Below are 14947 nucleotides of genomic sequence, written 5' to 3'. Positions count from 1 at the left end.
GCTAACGTCGTTACCGGACGCCGGCGACGTAGTCCGCCACCGCCTTGATCTCGGCATCCGACATCTTGGCAGCGATGGTCGTCATGACCGAATTATTCTTGCGGGTGCCCTGGCGGAACGCCACCAGCTGTGCCTCGGTGTATTCCGACCACTGTCCGCCGATACGCGGATACTGGGCCGGAATGCCGGCGCCGGTGGGGCCATGGCAGGCGGCGCAGGCCGGCACGCCCTTGGCGGCGATGCCGCCACGGTAGATCTTCTGGCCTTCCTCGATCGTGTTCTTGTTCTTGGCGGTGGCCGGCTTGATCGGCTGCTTGGCCAGGTAGGCGCCGATGTTGCGCATTTCGTCGTCGGTCAGCACCGATGCCATCGGCACCATGATCGCGTTGTTGCGCGCCTTGGACTTGAAATCGGCCAGTTGCTTGTGGACGTATTCCGGATGCTGGGCGGCCAGCTTGGGGTTGGCGGCGGCCGCGCTGTTGCCGGCTGCGCCGTGGCAGCTCAGGCAGGCAGGCACATTGCGATCGGGGGCGCCTTGCGTGTACAGCGTCTCACCCTTGGCCGGGTCGGCCTTCGCGGCGGCCTGCTCTGCGGCAGATGCCAGTCCGGAAAGGGCGGCTGCAGGAACGGCCAGTGCCAGGACACCCAGAATCTTCGCAATGCGGTTCATTCGCACACCTTCTCTGAATTGTTTTGGATACCGTGATGCATGCCGACCGGCACTCTGCCGGCGGTGAGGACGCGCCGGGGCAAAGGCCTGACATCGTGGCGTCCCGCGCGGATGACCGATCCGCTGCGGTTTGCCTGGCGGCAGACCTCCGCCAGCCCCTGCTCCGCCGCCGCGGCACCCGAGGTGCAACGCGTGATGCGAAACAAGGCCGTGCCCACGATAGGACGACACAACGAGGCTTCCCGTCCGGACAACGGCAGCCGAGCCACGCGGCAAAGGACGTCGCGCGTCACCCGGTCAGGAGACCGTAAACCGGCGTATTGTACAATAAGTTATGTGCCGGATTGATGCCTTGCGCCCTGCTGTGCCGTGTTGAACCGGCCGCGGGCTGCGCCAGATCAAAGCCCGGCGAGCGGCCCCGGCCGCAGCCCTGCCCACCCCTGGCGGTACCCCGGCCACGGCCGCGCCAATGCGCGCCGCGCGGCGCCCCGCCCTACCTCTCCAGCGCATGTCCCTTCTCCACCAGGCCCGCTTCTTCATTACCGTCAACCACCTGCGCGACCTGCCCGCCACGGCCGTGCCCGAAGTAGCGTTCGCCGGCCGCTCCAACGCCGGCAAGTCCACCGCCATCAACATCCTGTGCAACCAGAAGCGGCTGGCGTTTTCCTCGCGCACGCCCGGGCGCACGCAGCACATCAACTATTTCACGGTGGCCCCGGTCAAGGCACCGGACCCGCAGGCATTCCTGGTCGACCTGCCGGGCTACGGTTATGCAGAGGTGTCGGGCTCGGCCAAATACCACTGGCAGGGCCTGCTCAGCGACTACGTGCAGACGCGGCCGCAACTCTCGGGACTGATCCTGATGATGGATGCGCGCCGTCCGTTCACCGATCTCGATTGCCAGATGGTCGAGTGGTTCCTGCCCACCGGCAAGCCGATCCACGTTCTGCTGACCAAAGCCGACAAGCTCACCAACAGCGAGAACGCCAAGGCGCTGCGCGAGACGCGCAAGATGCTGCAGGGCTACGCAGAGCAGCTGGAAACGCCGGTGCCCCTGACCGCACAGCTGTTTTCGAGCCTCAAGCGTCGCGGCATCGAAGAAGCGCAGGGCGTGATCGCCGGCTGGCTCAACCTGCCGGAAGCGCAGAAGAACGCGGCGCAGGACGCTGCCACGGCACCAACGGCGGCTGAACCTCCTGCCACCACAGACCCTGCGGCATAACGCCGCAGCGTAGCCAGCGCGCAAAAAAAGCCCCGTTGCAAGCAACGGGGGCGAACTTTCCCGCCGCTGGGGCGGGTACCCGCTCAGGGAGGAGTAGCGGGGGACACCGCGCCACGCAAGCGCAACGCACATAGTGTCCGCGAGTATGATGGCGGGCACGCATAAAAGTTTAGTTTTTCTTCAGCCGGCAACTTTGCGCCGCGCGCGCAGTGCTTGCCGGCTGGCAAATTGGACATTTCTGTCCCGTCTCCAGCACAAGAAGCCTGCCATGTCGACCTTCCCCGAGTACCGCCCGCGCCGCATGCGCCGCGACGATTTCTCCCGCCGCATGATGCGCGAACATCGCCTGTCGCCGGACAACCTGATCTACCCGGTGTTCATCCTCGACGGCCAGAACCAGCGCCAGTCCGTGGCGTCGATGCCGGGCGTCGAGCGGGTCTCCGTGGACCTGCTGATGCCGGTGGCCGAAGATTGCGTCAAGCTCGGCATCCCGGTGCTCGCGCTGTTCCCGGTGATCGACCCCTCGCTGAAGACGCCCGATGGCATCGAGGCCATCAATCCCGACGGCCTGGTGCCGCGCGCGGTGCGGGCGCTGAAAGACCGCTTTCCCGAACTCGGCGTGCTCTGCGACGTTGCGCTCGACCCCTACACCAGCCACGGCCAGGACGGCGTGCTGGATGAAAACGGCTACGTCATCAACGACACCACCGTGGAGATCCTGGTGCGCCAGGCGCTGGCCCAGGCCGACGCGGGCGTCGATATCGTGGCCCCGTCCGACATGATGGACGGCCGCATCGGCGCGGTGCGCACGGCGCTGGAAGACAACGGCCACATCCATACCCGCATCATGGCCTACTCGGCCAAGTACGCATCGGCCTTCTACGGCCCCTTCCGCGATGCAGTGGGCTCGGCCGCCAACCTCGGCAAGGGCAACAAGATGACCTACCAGATGGACCCGGCCAACACCGACGAAGCGCTGCGCGAAGTGGCGCAGGACATCCTCGAAGGCGCCGACATGGTGATGGTCAAGCCCGGCATGCCTTACCTCGATATCGTGCGCCGCGTGAAGGACGAGTTCCGCTTCCCGACCTACGTCTATCAGGTCAGCGGCGAGTACGCGATGCTGAAGGCCGCCGCGCAGAACGGCTGGCTCGACCACGACAAGGTCATGATGGAATCGCTGCTGGCCTTCCGCCGCGCCGGCGCCGACGGCATCCTGACCTATTTCGCACGCGACGCCGCGCGCCTGCTGGCCGCCTGACCTGCATCGCACGATCGCTCTATCGCTCTGTGGGAACCCAAGCGCCTATGGAACTGCTCGGCTTCTCGGCCAGCCAGGTACACCCGCTCGCCTCGCTGACCGAAGCGGCCAGCTTCCTCGGCGGCAATGCCGCCGCGCTGTTCGTCTGGGCGGACTTTTCCACCGAGGAAGTCACGGCTGCCCCGGACGCCTGGCGCGAGAACGTGCGCCAGCTCGCCGGCGCTTCGGTCCTCGACCTGCACCTGGCCGACGCCACCAATGCCGCGCATCCGTCGTATTTCGACACGACCAACGCGTATGACATGGTGATCTTCCGCAAGCTGACCTTCGAGACCAGCCGCGCGATCGCCGAGGCCGAGCCGCAGGAGGCAACGCCGGCCAATGCGCCCAGAGCGTCTGGCGATGCGACGACGGCGCGTGCGCGCCGGTATCCGCCCGGCTTCCTGCCCGCACTGGCCAAAATCGATACGCAGCCGGTCACGTTCTTCGTCTTCGATACGCTGCTGGTCACGGTACGCAACGGCCCGTCGCGCACCGTCGACCAGGTGCGCCAGCGCCTGCTCGAGCTCTGCCAGGCGCCGCGGCCGCAGGCGTCGCCCGCGCGCGGCAACGGCCAGACGCTGCTGCACGGCGTGCGCCCGCCCAACCGGCCCGAGGATCTGATGCTGCGCCTGCTCAATGCGATGGTGGACCGCTATCTGGAACTGCGCGCCCCGCTGACGCGCCAGCTCGACCGCTGGCAGCGCGCGCTGCTGAACTCGCGCCGCAGTTTTTCCAGTTGGGAGGGGCTGCTCGACGCGCGCATCCAGCTGCGCAAGCTGGAGCACCTGAGCGAGGAACAGCGCGACGCGCTGCAGGAATTCCGCGACAGCCTGCTCGACAACCGCTACAGCAGCGACCAGCACGGCACCCCGGTAGATGTCCCGGGTCGCGACGAACTGTTGCTGGTGCGCATCAACGACGTGATGGAATATATCCAGCGCGTGCTCGCGCATGCGCGGCGGCTGGAGGATTCAATCGAGTCGGCGGTGCAGATCCACTTTTCGGCGGTGGCCCACCGCACCAACCGCACCATGCGCATGCTGACGCTGATCACGGCGCTGTTCATGCCGCTGACGCTGATCACCGGCATCTTCGGCATGAATTTCGAGCGCATGCCCTGGCTGCAGGCGCCGGACGGATTCTGGTGGTCGATCGGCCTGATGGGGGCGGTGGTGGTGGTGCTGGGCGCGCTGTGGGCCGTGGCGCGGCAGCTGGAGCACTAGCGCAGGCGCAGGTACGCCTCAGGTGCTGGTGCGCTTGCCGAAGGCGCGCTCCAGGCTCTCCAGGAAGCGGTTGGCCGACTGGTAGCCAATCACCCGCACCGGCCGCTCGCGCCCATCCGATCCGAACAGGATGATCCCCGGCGGCCCGAACAGCCCGAAGCGCTTGAGCAGCGCCTTGTCGTCGGCATTGTTGGCGGTCACATCCGCCTGCAGCAGCACGATCTCGGACAGCCGCGCGCGCACGCGCGGGTCGACGAAGGTCATGCGCTCCATTTCCTTGCAGCTGACGCACCAGTCGGCATAAAAATCGAGCAGCACCGGCTTGCCGGCCGCGGCGGCCTGCGCCACGCGGGCATCCAGTTCCGCGACGCTGCGCACGCGCTCGAAGCGCACCGCCTGAGCGGCGCCCGCGCTTTCCACACCACCGCGGCCTGCGCCCAGGTGCGACAGCGGCTGCAGCGGATCGCGCCCGCCCGACGCCACGCCGATCAGCACGATGGCCGCGGCGATCGCGAACAAGACACCAAGCCCCTTGCCCACGCGCGCCAGGTTGCGCGGATCGGCCCCGAGCCCGTCAAAGGCGCCGAGGAACACCGCGGCCACCAGCAGCAATGCCGCCAAAAGCAGCATCGTCGTCCATGCCGGCAGCACCGGCCCGAGCATCCACAACGCCACCCCCAGCAGCAGGAAGCCGAAGAAGCGCTTGGTCACCTCCATCCAGCGGCCTGCGCGCGGCAGCAGGTTGCCGGCACCCACGCCCACCAGCACCAGCGGCACGCCCATGCCGATCGCCATCGCAAACAGCGCTGCGCCACCGATGACCGCATCGCGCGTCTGCGCGATATAGGCCAGCGCCCCCGCCAGCGGCGCGGTCACGCAGGGCCCGACGATCAGCGCGGAGATCGCGCCCATCGCCGCCGCACCGGCCACCTGTCCGCCTTGGCGGCGGTTCGACGATTCCGTCAGCCGCGCCTGCCAGCGCTGCGGCAGCTGCAGCTCGTACAGGCCGAACATCGAAAGCGCCAGCGCCACCATCAGCGCGGCGAACATGCCCAGCACCCATGGCGTCTGCAGCGCGGCCGACAGGCCTTCGCCCAGCAGCCCGGCAGCCACGCCGACAGCGGTGTACACCACCGCCATGCCCAGCACATAGGCCAGCGACACCACCAGCGCACGGCTGCGCGTGACATGCTCGCCGATGACGATCGACGACAGGATCGGCACCATCGGCAGCACGCACGGCGTGAAGGTCAGCAGCAGGCCCAGGCCGAAGAAGAGCGCCGCGATCAGGCCCATGTTGCGGCTCGCCAGCGCGCCGGCGATGCGGTCGGAGTCGTCGGCACGCAGCGATGCGGCGGCAGCCGGCTGGGCTGGCTGGGCCTGCAGCGGGGCGGCAGCGGTCGCATCGGAGCGCCCGCGCTTGCCGAACAGGTCGGCCAGGCCGGTGCCACCGACCTTGTAGACGCTTTCCATTGGTGGATAGCACAGGCCCTTGTCGGCGCAGCCCTGCGAGGTGACCGTCAGCGTCCACTTGCCGTCCGCCGGCGCCGCCGCCACCGGCACGCGGATGGTCACGCTGTCCCGGTACGTCTCCATCTCCTTGCCGAAGGTGTCGTCGAACTTGACCTTGCCGTGCGGGAGGTCCGGCGTGCCGAGCTTCACGGCGGCAGGCTCCGTCGCAAAGGCGAATCGCTCCCGGTACATGTAGTAGCCGGGCGCGACATCGAAACGCACCTCCACGGTGTTGTCGTCGATCTGGCGCGCGGCGAAGCGGAAGGCTTGCTCCGGCGGCAGGAAGTCGTCCTCCGTTGCCGCCAGCGCCGCACCAGCCAGGCAAAGCCAGGCCAGTACCGCCAGCAGGCCTGCGGCAATATGCCGCGCCTGAACCAGCCCGCGTGCCCGCTCCGGAAGTGCCAAACCGATGTTCATGAAGCTGTTTCCTGTCTGTCCTGGCCGATGGGCCCTGCCGTACCCACTGCTGCGCGGCAGCCCCCTTCGCCCATTATCCCGCCGCCTGCGCGCCGGTATCCGTCTCGCTGCCAACCCACGCCAGGTACGGTGCAAAGCCCGCCGTCACCGGCACGGCGATGATCTCCGGCACGTCATAGGGGTGATGTTGCCGGATCACGGCCTCGAGTGCAGCGTAGCGCGCGCGCGTGGTCTTGATCAGCAGCGGCCATTCGCGCGCCTGCTCCAGCACGCCTTGCCACCAGTACTCGGATTCCACCGGGGCCAGACGGTTCACGCAGGCCGCCGCGCGCGCCTCCAGCACTGTCCGGGACAGCCGCGCTGCCGTCTCGGCATCAGGGGTATTGGTGATCACCACGAGCACCTCCGCGGGGTCGGGTGACTGGCTGGCATCGGGCATCGGCACTCTCCTGGTACGGCTGGCAAGGGTGGCACGGGCGGCTGGCGCCCAAAACAAAAGAGCCAGGCGGATGCCTGGCTCGATTGTAAGCGGTGTGCCCGGAACCGTCTCACGACGGCAGCGGGCAGGAAACGCACTTATTCCGCGGCTTCTTCGGCCGGGGCTTCGGTGATTTCCGGACGATCCACCAGCTCGACCAGCGCCATCGGCGCGTTGTCGCCCTGACGGAAGCCGAACTTCAGGATGCGGGTGTAGCCGCCCGGACGGGTGGCGTAGCGCGGGCCCAGTTCGGTGAACAGCTTGGTGACCATGTCGCGGTCGCGCAGGCGGGCGAAGGCCAGGCGGCGGTTGGCGACGGTGTCCTTCTTGGCCAGCGTGATCAGCGGCTCGACGACCTTGCGCAGTTCCTTGGCCTTGGGCACGGTGGTCTTGATCAGCTCGTGCTGGAACAGCGAGTTGGACATGTTGCGCAGCATCGCGAGGCGGTGCGACGAGGTGCGGTTCAGTTTCCGCAGACCATGACGGTGACGCATGATGATTCCTTTCAGTTAAGTGTTTGACCAGCTCTTCTATCGTCCGATACGGGCGGACGCGGGCCGGTAGTCATACGAGCCCCGGCCGAAGCCTGGGCGGTTACCGCGGTGCAGGGGCTAACGCCCCCGCGCCACAATTACTTTTCCAGACCTGCGGGCGGCCAGTTCTCGAGCTTCATGCCGAGGGTCAGGCCACGCGAGGCGAGGACTTCCTTGATCTCGTTGAGCGACTTGCGACCCAGGTTCGGGGTCTTCAGCAGCTCGTTCTCGGTACGCTGGATCAGGTCGCCGATGTAGTAGATGTTCTCGGCCTTCAGGCAGTTGGCCGAACGCACCGTCAGCTCCAGGTCGTCGACCGGGCGCAGCAGGATCGGATCGATCTGCGGCGTGCGGCTCGAAGCAGCCTCGGCTGCCGACTCGGTGCCTTCCAGCGCGGCGAACACGGACAGCTGGTCGACCAGGATGCGGGCCGACTGGCGGATCGCTTCCTCGGGCGAGATCACGCCGTCGGTTTCGATGTTCATCACCAGCTTGTCCAGATCGGTACGCTGCTCCACGCGAGCGGATTCAACGGCATACGACACGCGGCGCACCGGCGAGAACGAGGCGTCCAGCACGATGCGGCCGATGACCTTGCCCGACTCGTCGCCGAACTTGCGCACGTTGCCCGGCACGTAGCCACGGCCCTGCTCGACCTTGATCTGCATGTCCAGCTTGCCGCCGGCCGACAGGTGGGCGATCACGTGGTTCGGGTTGATGATCTCGACGTCGTGCGGCAGCTCGATATCGGCAGCCGTGACAACGCCTTCGCCATCCTTGCGCAGCGACACCGTGACTTCATCACGGTTGTGCAGCTTGAACACCACGCCCTTCAGGTTGAGCAGCAGGTTGACGACGTCTTCCTGCACGCCGTCGATGGTGGAATACTCGTGGACCACCCCAGCGATCGTGACTTCGGTCGGGGCATAGCCGACCATCGACGACAGCAGCACGCGACGCAGGGCGTTACCGAGCGTATGGCCGTAGCCGCGCTCGAACGGCTCCATCACGACTTTGGCGTGATGGTCGCCCAGAGGCTCGACGGCGATGATTTTTGGCTTGAGGAGTGCTGTTTGCATTAGGTTGTCCTTTTCAATACCCTCGGCTCGTTACACCGATAAGGCTGACGTTTGGAACCTGAAAATACCCATCGTAACGATGGGCGAAGCCCGACCGCGCGTAGCGCGCGTCGGGCTGAAAGAGAAGCTTTGCGGAGAACGCAAGCGCTGGGCCGTCTGCCTCGCGGATTAACGCGAGTACAGTTCGACGATCAGGCTTTCGTTGATGTCGCCAGAGATATCGGCGCGATCCGGAACTTGCTTGAAGGTACCTTCGAACTTCTTGGCATCCACGGCAACCCAGGTCGGGAAGCCCGACTGCTCGGCCAGCGACAGCGCTTCGGCGATACGGACTTGCTTCTTCGACTGCTCGCGGATGGCGATGATGTCGCCCGACTTGATCTGGGCCGACGGCACGTTCAGGGTCTGACCGTTCACCAGGATCGCCTTGTGCGAAACCAGCTGGCGCGCTTCAGCGCGGGTCGAGCCGAAGCCCATGCGGTACACCACGTTGTCCAGGCGCGATTCCAGCAGTTGCAGCAGGTTTTCGCCGGTGTTGCCCTTGCGGCGATCGGCTTCGGCGAAGTAGCGGCGGAACTGGCGCTCGAGCACGCCGTAGATGCGCTTGACCTTCTGCTTTTCGCGCAGCTGGTTGCCGTAGTCCGAGGTGCGTGCACCCGAGGTGCGGCCATGCTGGCCCGGCTTGCTGTCCAGCTTGCACTTGTCGGCCAGCGAGCGGCGCGAGCTCTTCAGGAACAGGTCGGTGCCTTCACGGCGGGAAAGTTTGGCCTTCGGGCCGGTATAACGTGCCACGTTGTCTTCCTTTGATCGATCACGGCGCCTTCTTGACGCGCCGCGAGTCCGCCAACGCAGTACCTCCCGGAAACCCGGGAAGACCGTGACGGACGGTGGGCTTATGAAGCGCGACCTAGCCTGTTGGGGCCGGGATACGACGCTGAAAGCATTTACAGTGCATCGACACCGGAATGTGCTTTATGCGACATTCCATCGATGCAAAACGAAAACCTGCCGCATCAAATGCAGCAGGTCAACGCGCGATACTACCATATCCGAAACCGGCAGGTAAACCCACCGGGCTCGGACACGCCATCGCTTAGATGCGGCGGCGCTTCGGCGGACGGCAGCCGTTGTGCGGAATCGGCGTGACGTCTTCGATGATCGCGATCTTGATGCCCAGCGCGTTCAGCGCGCGGACAGCCGACTCACGGCCAGGGCCAGGGCCCTTGATGCGCACTTCCAGGTTCTTGATGCCCTGGTCTTGCGCCACGCGGCCGGCGTTCTCGGCAGCAACCTGGGCAGCGAACGGGGTCGACTTGCGCGAACCCTTGAAGCCCTGGCCACCGGCGGTCGCCCACGACAGGGCATTGCCCTGACGGTCGGTGATCGTGATGATGGTGTTGTTGAACGAGGCGTGGACGTGCGCAATGCCGTCGGCAACGTTCTTCTTGACCTTCTTACGCGCGCGAGCGGCGTTATTCGGACCTTTTGCCATTAGTTTCTTCCTCTGCCTTCGGCTTTACTTCTTCAGAGCCACGCCGGCCTTGCGCGGACCCTTGCGGGTACGTGCGTTGGTACGGGTACGCTGACCGCGCATGGGCAGGCCCTTGCGGTGACGCATGCCACGATAGCAACCAAGGTCCATCAGACGCTTGATGTTCATCGTGGTTTCACGACGCAGGTCACCCTCGACCGTGACCTTGCCCACTTCGTCACGAAGCTTTTCCAGGTCGGCGTCGGTCAGATCCTTGACCTTCTTGTCAAACGGTACACCGGTGGCCTCGCAAATCTTGCGGGCGCGCGAGCGGCCGATACCGTAAATGGCGGTCAGGCCGATTTCGGTATGCTTGTGGTTCGGGATGTTAACCCCTGCGATACGTGCCATTCGTCAATCCTCTTTCCGATTAGCCTTGGCGTTGCTTGTGGCGGGGATCCGACGAGCAGATCACGCGCACGACACCGTTGCGCTTGATGATTTTGCAGTTGCGGCAAATGCGCTTAACAGAAGCCAGCACTTTCATAATTTTCCTCTTCCTTCAATTCCTGTTCGCTCACTTCGTCCGGAAGACGATTCGTGCGCGCGACAGATCATATGGGGTCAGCTCGACCGTCACCTTGTCACCCGGAAGAATCCGGATGTAGTTCATTCTCATCTTGCCGGAGATGTGGCCCAGCACTACATGGCCATTCTCCAGCTTGACTCGGAACGTCGCATTGGGCAGGTTCTCCAGGACCTGGCCCTGCATCTGGATGACGTCGTCTTTTGCCATACCTAGCCTGTACCGATCCGAAGTCAGCGCAAGGTCAGATTACCCTTGAAATTCGCCTTCTTCAGCAGCGACTCATACTGCTGCGACATGACATAGGACTGAACCTGGGCCATGAAGTCCATCGTGACGACCACGATGATCAGCAGGGAGGTTCCGCCGAAATAGAACGGAACGTTCCAGCGCAGCACCAGGAATTCCGGCAACAGGCAGACCAGTGTGATGTAGATCGCACCAGCCAGCGTCAAACGCACCAGGATCTTGTCGATATAGCGCGTCGTCTGCTCGCCCGGACGAATGCCCGGAATGAAGGCACCGCTTTTCTTCAGGTTGTCTGCCACTTCACGGCTGTTGTAGACCAGGGCCGTGTAGAAGAAGCAGAAAAATACAATCGCAGCAGCGTACAGCAGGATGTAGACCGGCTGGCCCGGCGACAGCGTGGCAGCCAGGTCCTTGATGAACCCGCCCACCGATCCAGTCGCGTCGGACGTAAACCAGCCCGCGATCGTTGCCGGGAACAGGATGATCGACGATGCGAAGATCGGCGGAATCACCCCTGCCATGTTCAGCTTCAGCGGCAGGTGCGACGACTGGCCGCCGTACACCTTGTTGCCGACCTGACGCTTGGCATAGTTCACCAGGATCTTGCGCTGGCCACGCTCGACGAACACCACGGCGAAGGTCACACCGATCACGATCGCCACGATGAAGATCGCCGCGATGATGCTCATGGAACCCGTGCGGACCAGTTCGAACAGTCCGCCGATCGCGTTGGGCAGGCCCGCCGCGATACCGCCGAAGATGATGATCGAGATGCCGTTGCCCAGACCCCGCTCGGTGATCTGCTCACCCAGCCACATCAGGAACATCGTGCCGGTCACCAGCGTGATCACCGCCGTGGCCCGGAACATCAGGCCAGGATCCAGCACCAGCCCCGGCTGCGACTCCAGCGCCACCGCAATCGACAGCGCCTGGAACGTGGCCAGGACCACGGTGCCGTAGCGCGTGTACTGCGTGATCTTGCGCTGGCCTGCCTGCCCTTCCTTCTTCAGCGACTCCAGCTGCGGCAGCACGATCGTCAGCAACTGCATGATGATCGACGCCGAGATGTACGGCATGATGCCGAGCGCGAAGACGGTAAAGCGCGACAGCGCCCCGCCCGAGAACAGGTTGAACATCCCGAGGATGCCACCCGACTGACTCTGGAAAAGCTTCGCAAGCTGCTCCGGATCGATACCGGGCACCGGAATATGAGCGCCGATGCGGTACACGATCAGGGCCAGCACCAGAAACATCAGCCGGCGCTTGAGGTCGCCGTACTTCGCCGTGTTCCTGGCTTGCGCGCTTGCATTGGGTTTCGCCGTGGCCAAACGATGCTCCGACTATGACTGCCTATGCTGCGATAAATGCCTTGTCAGGCTGCGATCTGGCCGCCAGCGGCTTCGATCGCGGCCTTGGCGCCAGCGGTGGCGCCCAGACCCTTGATCGTCACCTTGCGGGTCAGCTCGCCGGCCTTGATGACCTTGGCGCTCTTGACCAGGTCGCTGACCAGGCCAGCCTGCTTCAGAACCAGCAGGTCGACTTCGGCCGCTTCCAGGCGCTCGATGTCACGCAGCGTGACTTCGGCGGTGAACGCCTTGGTCAGCGAGGTGAAGCCGCGCTTCGGCAGGCGACGATACAGCGGCATTTGACCGCCTTCGAAACCCACCTTGTGGAAGCCGCCCGAACGCGACTTCTGACCCTTGTGACCGCGACCGGCGGTCTTGCCCAGGCCGGAGCCGATACCGCGGCCGACGCGACGCTTGGCGTGCTTCGAACCGGCAGCCGGTTTCAGGTTGTTCAGTTGCATCTTGCTCTCCAAGTCCCGATCAGGCCAGAACCTTCACCAGGTACGAGACCTTGTTGATCATGCCGCGCACGGCGGGCGTGTCCTGCAGCTCCGACACCGAGTTGATGCGGCGCAGGCCCAGGCCACGAACGGTGGCGCGATGATCCTCGCGCGTGCCGATCAGGCTGCGCACGAGTTGCACTTTTACGGTTTTCTGCGACATTGCGTTCACCTTAACCCAGGATGTCTTCGACCGACTTGCCACGCTTCGCGGCGATTTCGCCCGGCGTGCTCATCTTCTGAAGGCCGTCCAGCGTGGCGCGAACCATGTTGTACGGGTTGGTGGAGCCGTGCGACTTGGTCACCACGTTGGTGACGCCCATCACTTCGAAGATCGCGCGCATCGGGCCGCCGGCGATCACGCCGGTACCTTCCTTGGCGGGCATCATCAGCACCTTGGCGGCGCCGTGCTTGCCAACGACTTCGTGTTGCAGCGTGCCGTTCTTCAGCGAGACCTTGACCATCTTGCGACGGGCTTCGTCCATTGCCTTCTGAACAGCAACCGGCACTTCCTTGGCCTTGCCCTTGCCCATGCCGATGCGGCCATCGCCGTCACCAACCACGGTCAGCGCTGCGAAACCGAGAATCCGGCCACCCTTCACCACCTTGGTGACACGGTTGACCGAGATCATCTTCTCGCGGAGGCCGTCGTCGCGTTCGTCCTGTTGGACTTTTGCTTGCATCTTTGCCATGACGTATCTCTCTCTATGCGCTTAGAACTTCAGGCCGGCTTCGCGGGCGGCGTCTGCCAGGGCCTTCACGCGGCCATGGAAACGGAAGCCGGCGCGATCGAACGCGACGGTTTCCACGCCGGCAGCCTTCGCCTTCTCGGCGATGCGCTTGCCAACCACGGTGGCGGCAGCGGCGGTAGCGCCCTTGCCATCCAGTTCCTTGCGCACTTCCACCTCTGCGGTCGAAGCCGAAGCCAGCACCTTGGTGCCGCACTCGGAGAAGACCTGGGCGTAAATATGCGAATTCGTACGGAACACGGTCAGACGATTGACTTTCATCTCCGCGATCTTGGCGCGGGTCTGACGTGCACGGCGCAAACGAGCGTCTTTCTTGTTCATCATTGCACCCCTTACTTCTTCTTGGTTTCCTTCAGGATGACGCGCTCGTCGCTGTAGCGCACACCCTTGCCCTTGTAGGGCTCGGGCGGGCGGTACGCGCGGACTTCCGCGGCAACCTGACCGACTTTCTGCTTGTCCGCACCCTTGATGATGATCTCGGTCTGCGTCGGCGTTTCCGCCTTCACGCCTTCCGGCATCTCATGGATCACGTCGTGCGAGAAACCAAGCTGGAGCTTCAGCGCAGCGCCTTGCAGCTGGGCACGGTAGCCCACGCCAACGAGGTTCAGCTTGCGCTCGAAACCGGTGGTCACGCCCTTGACCATGTTCGCCGCCAGGGCGCGCATGGTGCCTTGCAGGGCGTTTGCTTCACGCGACTCGTCAGCCGGCGAGAAGGTCAGCGTGTCGTTCTCGACATTGACCTTGACGAGGCTGTGAATCGGTTGCGACAGCGTACCCAGCGGACCCTTCACGGAGAGCACGCCAGCTGCCACGTTCACTTCCGCGCCCTTGGGGAGCGCGATGGGAGCCTTACCTACACGGGACATGGTTCTCTCCTTAAGCGACGTAGCAGAGAACTTCGCCGCCCACGCCGGTGGCGCGAGCCTTGCGGTCGGTCATCAGACCCTGCGGGGTCGAGATGATCGCCACACCCAGGCCGTTCATCACTTGCGGGATGTCGCTGCGGCCCTTGTACACGCGCAGGCCGGGCTTCGAGACGCGCTCGATGCGCTCGATCACCGGACGGCCGGCGTAGTACTTCAGGCCGATGCTCAGTTGTGCCTTGCCGCCATCTTCCTGGACGGCGTAATCGTCGATGTAGCCTTCGTCCTTCAGGACCTTGGCGATTGCCACTTTCAGCTTCGACGACGGCATGACAACCGACGCCTTCTGCACGCCCTGGGCGTTGCGGATGCGCGTCAGCATATCGGCGATAGGATCGCTCATGCTCATACTGTTTCTCCTGTAGCCTGTGCGTAATTACCAGCTGGCTTTCGTCAGACCCGGGATTTCGCCCTTGAAGGCGATTTCGCGGATCTTGTTACGCGCCAGGCCAAACTTGCGGAAGGTACCGCGGGGACGACCGGTGATCGCGCAGCGATTACGCTGGCGAGTCGGGTTCGCGTTGCGCGGGAGCTGTTGCAGCTCGAGACGCGCGCTGTAACGCTCTTCTTCCGACTTCTCTTGGTCGTCGATAATGGCCTTGAGGTTGGCGCGCTTGGCGGCGTACTTCGCCACCAGCTTGGCGCGCTTCTTCTCACGTTCAATCAGAGCCAGTTTAGCCACGGTT

At 64.5% G+C, this 14947-nt stretch carries 21 protein-coding genes; 3 read left to right on the top strand and 18 right to left on the bottom strand.

All coding sequences use genetic code 11. The features are described from left to right. Window positions 1-10: 10 nt before the first annotated feature. On the bottom strand, window positions 11-670 hold the full coding sequence (locus tag E1J61_RS07280) for a c-type cytochrome (protein ID WP_133093435.1): 660 nt from the start codon (window positions 668-670) through the stop codon (window positions 11-13). 508 nt (window positions 671-1178) lie between these two features. Here E1J61_RS07280 and yihA point away from each other — a divergent pair. The 3 genes from yihA to E1J61_RS07265 all read left to right on the top strand — a co-directional run bounded on the left by yihA (window position 1179) and on the right by E1J61_RS07265 (window position 4418). After that, window positions 1179-1892, top strand: a complete 714-nt coding sequence (yihA, locus tag E1J61_RS07275; RefSeq protein WP_133093434.1) for a ribosome biogenesis GTP-binding protein YihA/YsxC — start codon at window positions 1179-1181, stop codon at window positions 1890-1892. A 268-nt stretch (window positions 1893-2160) separates the two neighbouring features. After that, window positions 2161-3153 (top strand): porphobilinogen synthase, encoded by a 993-nt coding sequence (gene hemB / locus E1J61_RS07270; RefSeq protein ID WP_063241266.1) that lies wholly within the window; start codon window positions 2161-2163, stop codon window positions 3151-3153. Window positions 3154-3200: 47 nt separating this feature from the next. Beyond that, window positions 3201-4418, top strand: a complete 1218-nt coding sequence (locus E1J61_RS07265; protein ID WP_133093433.1) for a magnesium transporter CorA family protein — start codon at window positions 3201-3203, stop codon at window positions 4416-4418. An 18-nt stretch (window positions 4419-4436) separates the two neighbouring features. On the opposite strand, the gene dsbD is transcribed toward E1J61_RS07265, so the two are convergent. The 17 genes from dsbD to rpsN all read right to left on the bottom strand — a co-directional run bounded on the left by dsbD (window position 4437) and on the right by rpsN (window position 14943). After that, window positions 4437-6347 carry a protein-disulfide reductase DsbD gene (dsbD, locus tag E1J61_RS07260; protein WP_133093432.1) on the bottom strand — a complete coding sequence of 637 codons (1911 nt, stop codon included), beginning with the start codon at window positions 6345-6347 and terminating at the stop codon, window positions 4437-4439. 73 nt (window positions 6348-6420) lie between these two features. Then, the gene (cutA, locus tag E1J61_RS07255; protein WP_133093431.1) at window positions 6421-6786 is read right to left on the bottom strand and encodes a divalent-cation tolerance protein CutA; all 366 of its coding nucleotides are present in this window, start codon (window positions 6784-6786) and stop codon (window positions 6421-6423) included. A 137-nt stretch (window positions 6787-6923) separates the two neighbouring features. Further along, complete coding sequence (gene rplQ, locus E1J61_RS07250) at window positions 6924-7319, bottom strand: 50S ribosomal protein L17 (RefSeq protein WP_010812373.1); 396 nt, start codon at window positions 7317-7319, stop codon at window positions 6924-6926. Between the two features lie 137 nt (window positions 7320-7456). Continuing rightward, a complete protein-coding gene (gene rpoA, locus E1J61_RS07245; protein WP_010812374.1) occupies window positions 7457-8437 on the bottom strand; it encodes a DNA-directed RNA polymerase subunit alpha in 981 nt (326 codons plus the stop codon). Between the two features lie 168 nt (window positions 8438-8605). Further along, the gene (gene rpsD, locus E1J61_RS07240) at window positions 8606-9229 is read right to left on the bottom strand and encodes a 30S ribosomal protein S4 (RefSeq protein ID WP_133093430.1); all 624 of its coding nucleotides are present in this window, start codon (window positions 9227-9229) and stop codon (window positions 8606-8608) included. Window positions 9230-9530: 301 nt separating this feature from the next. Next, window positions 9531-9929 carry a 30S ribosomal protein S11 gene (gene rpsK / locus E1J61_RS07235; protein WP_010812376.1) on the bottom strand — a complete coding sequence of 133 codons (399 nt, stop codon included), beginning with the start codon at window positions 9927-9929 and terminating at the stop codon, window positions 9531-9533. 24 nt (window positions 9930-9953) lie between these two features. After that, the gene (rpsM, locus tag E1J61_RS07230; protein ID WP_008642961.1) at window positions 9954-10319 is read right to left on the bottom strand and encodes a 30S ribosomal protein S13; all 366 of its coding nucleotides are present in this window, start codon (window positions 10317-10319) and stop codon (window positions 9954-9956) included. A gap of 19 nt (window positions 10320-10338) precedes the next feature. After that, a complete protein-coding gene (rpmJ, locus tag E1J61_RS07225; RefSeq protein ID WP_008642959.1) occupies window positions 10339-10455 on the bottom strand; it encodes a 50S ribosomal protein L36 in 117 nt (38 codons plus the stop codon). 30 nt (window positions 10456-10485) lie between these two features. Next, the gene (gene infA, locus E1J61_RS07220) at window positions 10486-10704 is read right to left on the bottom strand and encodes a translation initiation factor IF-1 (protein ID WP_116320343.1); all 219 of its coding nucleotides are present in this window, start codon (window positions 10702-10704) and stop codon (window positions 10486-10488) included. A gap of 23 nt (window positions 10705-10727) precedes the next feature. Further along, window positions 10728-12071 carry a preprotein translocase subunit SecY gene (secY, locus tag E1J61_RS07215; RefSeq protein ID WP_029047589.1) on the bottom strand — a complete coding sequence of 448 codons (1344 nt, stop codon included), beginning with the start codon at window positions 12069-12071 and terminating at the stop codon, window positions 10728-10730. 44 nt (window positions 12072-12115) lie between these two features. Further along, window positions 12116-12550: a 50S ribosomal protein L15 gene (rplO, locus tag E1J61_RS07210; protein ID WP_063241272.1), complete on the bottom strand. Its 435-nt coding sequence runs from the start codon at window positions 12548-12550 to the stop codon at window positions 12116-12118. A 19-nt stretch (window positions 12551-12569) separates the two neighbouring features. Then, entirely contained in the window at window positions 12570-12752 is a 183-nt protein-coding gene (gene rpmD / locus E1J61_RS07205; RefSeq protein WP_010812381.1) for a 50S ribosomal protein L30, read from the bottom strand. Between the two features lie 10 nt (window positions 12753-12762). Then, window positions 12763-13281, bottom strand: a complete 519-nt coding sequence (gene rpsE / locus E1J61_RS07200; RefSeq protein ID WP_006160449.1) for a 30S ribosomal protein S5 — start codon at window positions 13279-13281, stop codon at window positions 12763-12765. A 21-nt stretch (window positions 13282-13302) separates the two neighbouring features. Next, window positions 13303-13659, bottom strand: coding sequence for a 50S ribosomal protein L18 (gene rplR / locus E1J61_RS07195; protein WP_010812382.1), 357 nt, complete (start codon window positions 13657-13659; stop codon window positions 13303-13305). An 11-nt stretch (window positions 13660-13670) separates the two neighbouring features. Continuing rightward, window positions 13671-14204, bottom strand: coding sequence for a 50S ribosomal protein L6 (gene rplF / locus E1J61_RS07190; RefSeq protein ID WP_133093429.1), 534 nt, complete (start codon window positions 14202-14204; stop codon window positions 13671-13673). A 10-nt stretch (window positions 14205-14214) separates the two neighbouring features. Next, entirely contained in the window at window positions 14215-14610 is a 396-nt protein-coding gene (gene rpsH, locus E1J61_RS07185) for a 30S ribosomal protein S8 (protein WP_010812384.1), read from the bottom strand. Between the two features lie 27 nt (window positions 14611-14637). Continuing rightward, complete coding sequence (rpsN, locus tag E1J61_RS07180; protein ID WP_010812385.1) at window positions 14638-14943, bottom strand: 30S ribosomal protein S14; 306 nt, start codon at window positions 14941-14943, stop codon at window positions 14638-14640. Window positions 14944-14947: the final 4 nt, after the last annotated feature.

The sequence above is a fragment of the Cupriavidus sp. L7L genome (assembly GCF_004353535.1).
GTDB classification, from domain to species: domain Bacteria; phylum Pseudomonadota; class Gammaproteobacteria; order Burkholderiales; family Burkholderiaceae; genus Cupriavidus; species Cupriavidus oxalaticus_A.
This window is presented reverse-complemented; position numbering and strand designations above follow the sequence as displayed.